The sequence below is a fragment of the Ruegeria sp. AL1 genome, from assembly GCF_056540905.1.
The window spans coordinates 1-7,438 of sequence record NZ_JBQFXP010000026.1 but is presented as its reverse complement, the minus strand read 5'-3'; the positions used below and the strand labels follow the sequence as shown (position 1 = coordinate 7,438).

Here is a 7,438-nt window from a genome sequence, read left to right as displayed (position 1 = left end):
CGCGACATTCGTTGCCCCCACTGATCGGCAAGTAAAGTCGTCATCTGCCGGGCAAAGTGGTTTTAACGCGGGACCTCTCGAACTGCGGTCAGTGTTTGCGGATTCGGGTGTTTGCCGATATCGATCCTAGCTTTCTTTATATTTTTTGACCTTATACCGCCAACATAACGGCCTTTATGCTGACTTATAGACACCAATTGTGGCGGTAAAAAATGTTACTTGACTGATCACGTAAAGTTGAGCGTAGGATGATCTAAGTGGCGGAAATATAATGATATTCAACTTTAGGAATTTCATCGAAAGAATTACTCACCTGTATCAAGTTTTTCAAAAACAACACGTAACAAGGTCCATTAAAATAATACTATGAATGTACATGGAAGCTTAACTTCGACGCTTATAGGACGCGGTAGGGACGGCGAAGTGCGCTGTTGGAAAGGTGAGTGCGTCGGTAAAGCATCAGACTTACGCTGCTGTTCAGATGATCGCTCTGTTCATGCCATTCGAGGCATGGTCGAGCGAACCCTTCCAGCCGACAGGAACTCGGGACTGCGAACCGCAACCCTTGTTGGTAAGATCGTCATTTCGAAGATGCGTTTAAGAACGCATTGGAGATCCACCCATTCCGCGGGCAAGACCTTGGAGCGTTCAATGCGCTTCTTATCTTCATGGCAAACGCCTTCTCCAAGCCTGACACTCAGTTGCTCAATCGGAAGCAAGCCATGACCGATACAATGGTTGCCACTCGGTTGCGCAAATTGTCCATCAGCTACGTTCAAGCCAGTGATCGTGACAGCGTAATGCAATTCTGTCGGTCCGCACACAACGAGAGCATCTTTCGTGACATACCGTTCTCAGAGCGCAAGTTTGACAAGCGGTTTCAGGAGGTCATGCGCAACCCGGAGCGTCATCTCGGTCTGAAGGCGCATTTGGGTGATCAGGTTTTGGGTGTTCTGCATTGCAGTCTGGGAGGGTATTTTGTTGGAGACACTGCCCGGATTGCCAGCGTGAGCATGGTGAATATCGACAGGAAAGTCCGCTCGAGTGTGTTGGGCGGCAAAGCCGCTCTGCAACTGGTGCGACAGTTAGAGAAATGGGCACGCGCCAGATCGGCGGATTACATTCTGTTCTATGTGACATCGGGAGAAACGCTTCCCCAAACGGATCGGTTCTTTAGAAAGCTTGGTATGACGACACTCGGGGGAAACTATGGGGTGAGGGTTCAAACCCAAAACTCCGACGCTAAGGATCAGTTTAAACGATCTACTTAAATTGATATCTAGATCTACATGAGTAGCGAGGGAATGCTGATGAAATCTGAAAAAAAACCATTACTTTCGCTTTATAAGTACACCAAATTAAATTTCTTAGAGGTCGAGAATATGTGTGACGACCAAGTTCTTCTGAATTACAATGAAACACTTGAAAATGGAAATAAAGAAATATTGACACCCAACGTGGGTCATAGCGACGCCAGTTGCAAAAGCTTTACCGTTGGAAAGATGAGACTAATTGGTAATAATTTGCTGGCAGACGGAGACTTGCTTAAGAGCATGTCAAAATTGAACGAGATAATTGAATCACAAGTATCTCCAACCAATTTAGCACCTGATAGCGGCGAAGAAGAAATCGAAAATCTTACAGGGATTGTTCGAACGAAAATAATGAAAGAAATGAAGGAACACGGAGAGTATAGCTTTGTTTCTGAGGTTAGAGTGGAGCAAATAATGTATGATTTTCTTGCTTTCAATATAAAACGAAGCGCTCAGGGGAAGGTATAGTGGCAGAAATATCTGAAAATGTAGTGTTTCTTGATTCTACGGCTCTTATCTCGATGAGTAAGAACATTTCAAAGGGAAATGTATCTTTTAATGCATTGAAAGGATTAACGGGCCCACAAAATCCAACTACAGTAGTGACGACTACCGTTCTAAGAGAGCTGGCTCCTGGGCGTAATTTCAATAGCGAAATCGTTTTAGATATTCTTGGAAATTATGCGTCTGGTCAGGATAATCTTTACGTCTTAAGAACACCACAAGTTCCGAAAACCCTGGGAGGCGAAAAAGGGGCGGGTGAGTTGAGTATTATCCACACCTTAAGTGGCTTGCCCATAAAGGTGCCAGGAGCTGATAATCTCATTTTCGGGAGGCAGATACCCTCAACTCTAGGCTTCAATAATGTAATCATCGTCTCTGACAACATAGGAGATTTCCCGGATTTACTGAATCCTCAAGTTATGTCTTTAGAGCAATATATTGGTTTTCTAGATCAAAATGGACATTTGCCGGATCATTTGAGAAGTGAGCTGATAAATGGTGATTTTGACCCGACCGAGTGTTTTTTATCTGGCACGCCGGTTCGGATGTGGCCTGAGGGGTTACCTCTGGACTTTGATAGCGGCCACGCTTCCACCCCAGCCTCTGAAGTTCCTTTGACCTCGTCGTTTGGATTGGAGGTTTTTGGGGGGCTGGGTTCTTTTGAGAGTGATGTACTTTCTGGATCGCTTTCGAAGCCGATTGAGGATGTCTGTGTTGGGGATGTCGTTGTCTCCTATGACAAGGAAGGTCGTTTGCGTCCTGGCCGTGTAACGCGGCTGTATCGCAATCGGGTGCGGCATGTCTTGGATGTGTTTGGGCTGAAGGTGACGCCGGGCCATGTGACCTTGTGCGGGGATGGAGTTTTTGAAGGGCGGCATGTTCCGGTTCTGGACATTTTGCGCTCGGATGGGGCTTTGGTTCGTGCGGACGGTTCGATGGTTCGGGCGGGCACGGGGTGCGATCTGGGCTCGGCGGGCGACCGGATGGTTATGGCAGTTGTCGGTGAACGGCAGACCAATGGCCAGATCAGAATTGCCGAGGCAGGCGAGATCCGTGCCGGAACACGGGTTCTTCTGGAGACCGGCCAGGATGTATCGGTTCTGGATCTGATCGAAGCCAATGGGGGCGTTTTGGGCGACGACGGCTATGTGCAGACGTCCTCAGACGGCGCGAAGCTTCCGTTTCACTGGACGTTCACACCGGGTTTGCCGAAGCCTGAGGATTATGTGCTGCAGCGTTCTGCGGTGACACTGCCAGAGATTTACGAGGCGGATGAGTGGGAAGCGGTTGCTCCACGCATGGCTGCCCCGGATTACAATTCAAACCAACGGACAGAGAGTACAGGGCATCATAAGCATCTGATTTAATTCCGTTACATCAAAAAAAAAGACGATTGCATCCGTCGTATCTTCGGCGGTGGAAGGGGACCGTATGACCAAATTTGTAGGCAAAAACGCCGACCGTTCACCTGTGGCTGCTGGCATTCTGGCGCATGACGACAAGAGCTTGATGCGAGAGAGCGGGTTTGTTGACGCCTTTGAATGCGTGGCGTTCCCTTCTATGGCGAATGAACATTCCGGGACACCCATCGTCGCCATCGACGGCTTGCAGGATTTGCGGAACTCACAAGGCGGCTTTGATGTCTACAATTTTGAGGTGGAAGAGCACCACACCTATATTGCGGGTGGGGTCAGGGTTCATAACATGTCGGGTTTTCTTGGGCGTGTCGGCAACGCAATTAACAACGGAGTTGATAATTTTCTCGGCGTTAGCCCAGATAAAACTGGTCTCCTCAGAGAGGGGGGGGTCGTCGATGCAATCACTGACTTTGCCACTGCACCACTGCACCTTGCTGGCGCGATCTTAAATGGTGTTTCCCAACTCGCTATCAATGCGGCAACAGCGGTCGGCGGCTGGATTGGAGCAGGCCTCCAAAAGTTTGATGGTTGGGTCAAAGGAATTTTTGGCGACACCCCGTCGCCCGAAGCCGGTCCGACCGAGGCGGAAGTCAAAGGGTCCTGGAACGCTCTGAGCTTTGAAGAGGTAATCGAATCAGGACTGGGCGATGATAGGATTTCCGAAAGAGATCTTTATTCGGAGGGCGCGAGTCGAGGTTTATCTGAAAAGGAAATCCAAGCAAAAATCTCGAAAGAACGAGGATATACAACACGTACCCCGTCAGAGATTGAAAATGATATAGACCCTCATGCAAGTGGGAGTGACAAGAACAAGCGAACTAAAGACAGCGGTGGAGACCGAGGAGAAGGCAAGCCCCTGATCCTTGATCTTGATGACGATGGCATTGAGCTGACTGAACTACAGAACTCGACAGTTTTCCTGGATGCGAACGGAGACGGTCTGGATAATCGGACAGCCTGGGCCGGTGACGGTGATGGCGTTCTGTTCTTCGACGCAGACGGCGACGGAACGATCTCGGAGAAGCGGGAATATGTGTTCACGGAATGGGACCCGACGGCGACGAGTGACATCGAGGCGCTAAGGGCGGTGTTCGACAGCAACGGCGATGGTGTCTTTGACGCGAGCGACGATGACTGGGGCAACTTCAAGGTTCTGGTGACCAATGCGGATGGCTCGCTGGAGGCGAAGACGCTGGCGGAGTTGGGGATCACTTCGATTGATCTGACGGCGGATGCGACCAATATCGAATTGCCCGATGGCTCGGTGATCACCGGTAAGACGACGTTTACCTATGCCGACGGCTCCACGGGCACAGTGGCGGACACGACGCTGGTCTCGGAAACGGCCAGCTACCGGGTTGAAGAGAGCGAGAGCTTTGACGCGGCGGGTACCCGCACACATGTGCAGACCGGCTACGCCGTGGACGGAACAATTGCCTTTGTCATTACGTCAGTGACGACGGCGGATGGGGCCTCGATCACCAATAGCTATGACACCAATGGCGATGGGGTTGTGGACCGGTTGCAGACCATCGTGACGGTGACCAATCCTGATGGCAGCGAAAGCGAGACGGTGACCAATGTGCTGGGCTCGGACCTGGCCACGGGCATTTTGCTGAGCGAGACGAAGACCACCACCAGCGCGGATGGCGATACGGTGACCATCGAACGGGATTCCACTGGTGGCGGCTGGTACGACCAGACCGAGGTCCGCACCACCCACGCCGATGACAGCATGACCATCGTGACCACGGATCGCGATCCAAACGGTGGGGTGATCCGCAGCTCGACCGAGACGGTCTCAGCCGACGGGCTCGTACGTACGGACGCGATTGACGAAGATGGCGATGGGATGGTGGACCTGACCATCACCCATACGATTGTGGTCAACGCGGATGGCAGCCGGTCAGAAACGATTGAGCACTTCAACCAGGATGGCTCGCTGCGCAGCTCGGTGACGGAGAGCGTCTCTGCCGATGGGCAGACCAAGACCATTGCGCGCGATTTGGACGGCGATGGCGATGTGGACGTTCAGGAAGAGCTGGACATCGTGGTGAATGCGGATGGCACCACGGATTCGACCCTGACGGTGAAGAATGGCGATGGCAGTGTGCGCAGTTCCACCACGCATAATCAGTCTGAGGACGCGCTGACCAAATCCTCAGCCGTGGATCAGGATGGCGACGGGGATGTTGATCTGACCACGGTTGAGGCCACAGTGATCCATGTAGATGGCAGCCGCGAGACCGAGACAACCCTGACGAACACGGATGGCTCAGTGCGCGCCAAGACAAAGGTCACGCTGGGCAGCGATCAGGTCAGTTCGGAGACCTGGGTGGATCACAATCAGGATGGCACGTTCCAGGCAACCGATCTGAGCCGCAATGTCACTGTCGATGCGACAACCGGTGAACGGACTACAACCAGCTGGACCCATAATGTGGATGGCTCGTTCAGCTCGCACTCGGTCTCGGTCTCGAGCGAAGATGGGCTTGTTGTAAATACGACCGTTGATGCAGACGGTGATGGGGATACCGACCTGTCGGTCTCGGATGTGACGGTTGAGAACGCCGATGGCAGTTCCACCCGCACCATCGCGGAATCGGCGCAGAGCGGTGCGCTCAAAAGCGAACAGGTGGTGACAACCAGCGCAGATGGTCTGACGGTGACGACACTGTCTGACATCGATGGGGATGGCAGCACCGACAGCAAGACCACCTCCACACAGATCTCCAACCCCGATGGCAGCACGTTGCAGACCACAACCCGCTATGCCGGTGACCAGAGCACCTTGCTGGGGGAGACTTCGATCTCACAAAGCGCGGACCGCCGCCTGACGATCACCACCAGCGACGCCAATGGCGATGGGGCAACGGATATGACCCTGCGCTCGGAAAAACATGCCGATGGCAGCATGACCGAGCTCGATACCCGGTTCAGCGCGGATGGTACGATCCTCTCCACCCGGCAGACCGATGTCAGCGCCGATGGGCTGACCATCACAACGGTCGCGGATGTGGATGGAGATGGCGATACGGATACGTCATCGGTTCAGGCCACGGTTCTGAATGCGGATGGCGGGCGTACCACTACCAGCACTGCCCGCAATGGCGATGACAGCCTGCGCAGCGAGATGGTCACCACGGTCAGTGATGATGGGTTGGTGACAACCACCACCGAGGATACTGATGGCGACGGGATCACTGAGCGCAGTGTGACCTCCACAACAGTATTGAATGCGGATGGATCACAAAAGACCACCGAAGATGTGCAGTCCAGCGACGGCACGCTTCTCTCCCGCTCGGAAACCACGGTCAGCGATGACGGGCTGACGGTTGAGACCCGCTCGGACACAGATGGAGATCAGAGCGCGGATATCGTCACGACACGTGTAACAACGCTCAATGACGATGGCAGCACCACTGTCACAACAAGGGTTACAGACATCACAGGTGCCAGCGATGTGCTGCGGTCACAGGTTGTCACAACAACCAGTGACAATGGCCGGGATGTTCTCGAGACATCAGACATCAATGGCGATGGCCAGGTGGATATGCAGGTGCATCGTGTCATCGCAGATGACGGCTCTGTCACAGTCACAGAGAGTGAGCTGAACAGTGATGGGTCTCTGCAAAGCCAGATGGTGTCGACAACCAGCGATACCGGGCTTGAAAGCACCACGCAGTATGACGCCGACGGTGACGGGAGCTATGAGCGCAGTATGCAGAGCACAACCGTGCTCAATGCGGATGGATCAACCACCCGGACAGTTGAGGAGAAAGCGGAAGACGGCTCAGTTTACAGCCGTACGGTCACGGATGCCTCGCGCGATGGCTGGACCACGACCGCACGGGAGGATCGGGACAATGATGGTGATGACGATCTGACCACCACGCAGGTTTATGATCTGAGTGCCACGGGTGCAGAAACCACCACAACGACCCGCGTAGCTGCCGATGGCGCCACCCTCAGCACCGACACAACTACAGTCAGCGCTGACAAACGCAGCACAACCCGCTCCGTCGATGCAGATGGCAATGGCGTCGATGACAGCGTGACCACAGCAACCATCGCAGATGATGGGTCAACCACCAGCACCACGCAATACTTCTCGGAAGGTGGCGGTCTGGAAGCAACAAAAACAACCCGCGTCAGTGGCGATGGCCTGACCGCGACATCCCGCACGGATCGCAATGGCGATGG

General features: G+C 53.4%; 4 protein-coding genes. All 4 read left to right on the top strand.

The genetic code is table 11. The features are described 5' to 3' along the window. Nucleotides 1-608: 608 nt before the first annotated feature. Nucleotides 609-1,271, top strand: coding sequence for a hypothetical protein (locus tag ACRZ9X_RS22230; protein WP_480522282.1), 663 nt, complete (start codon nt 609-611; stop codon nt 1,269-1,271). Between the two features lie 39 nt (nt 1,272-1,310). Next, nucleotides 1,311-1,781: a hypothetical protein gene (locus ACRZ9X_RS22225; protein ID WP_480522281.1), complete on the top strand. Its 471-nt coding sequence runs from the start codon at nt 1,311-1,313 to the stop codon at nt 1,779-1,781. Beyond that, nucleotides 1,781-3,184 carry a hypothetical protein gene (locus ACRZ9X_RS22220; RefSeq protein WP_480522280.1) on the top strand — a complete coding sequence of 468 codons (1,404 nt, stop codon included), beginning with the start codon at nt 1,781-1,783 and terminating at the stop codon, nt 3,182-3,184. Before ACRZ9X_RS22225 ends, ACRZ9X_RS22220 begins: the two co-directional genes overlap by 1 nt. A 64-nt stretch (nt 3,185-3,248) precedes the next feature. After that, nucleotides 3,249-7,438 (top strand): beta strand repeat-containing protein (locus ACRZ9X_RS22215; RefSeq protein ID WP_480522279.1); only part of this gene is annotated, 4,190 nt, incomplete at its 3' end.

Excerpts from the sequence above, each read along its gene's own strand:
- ACRZ9X_RS22225 (WP_480522281.1), top strand. The coding sequence starts at position 1,311 with ATGAAATCTGAAAAAAAACCATTACTTTCGCTTTATAAGTACACCAAA.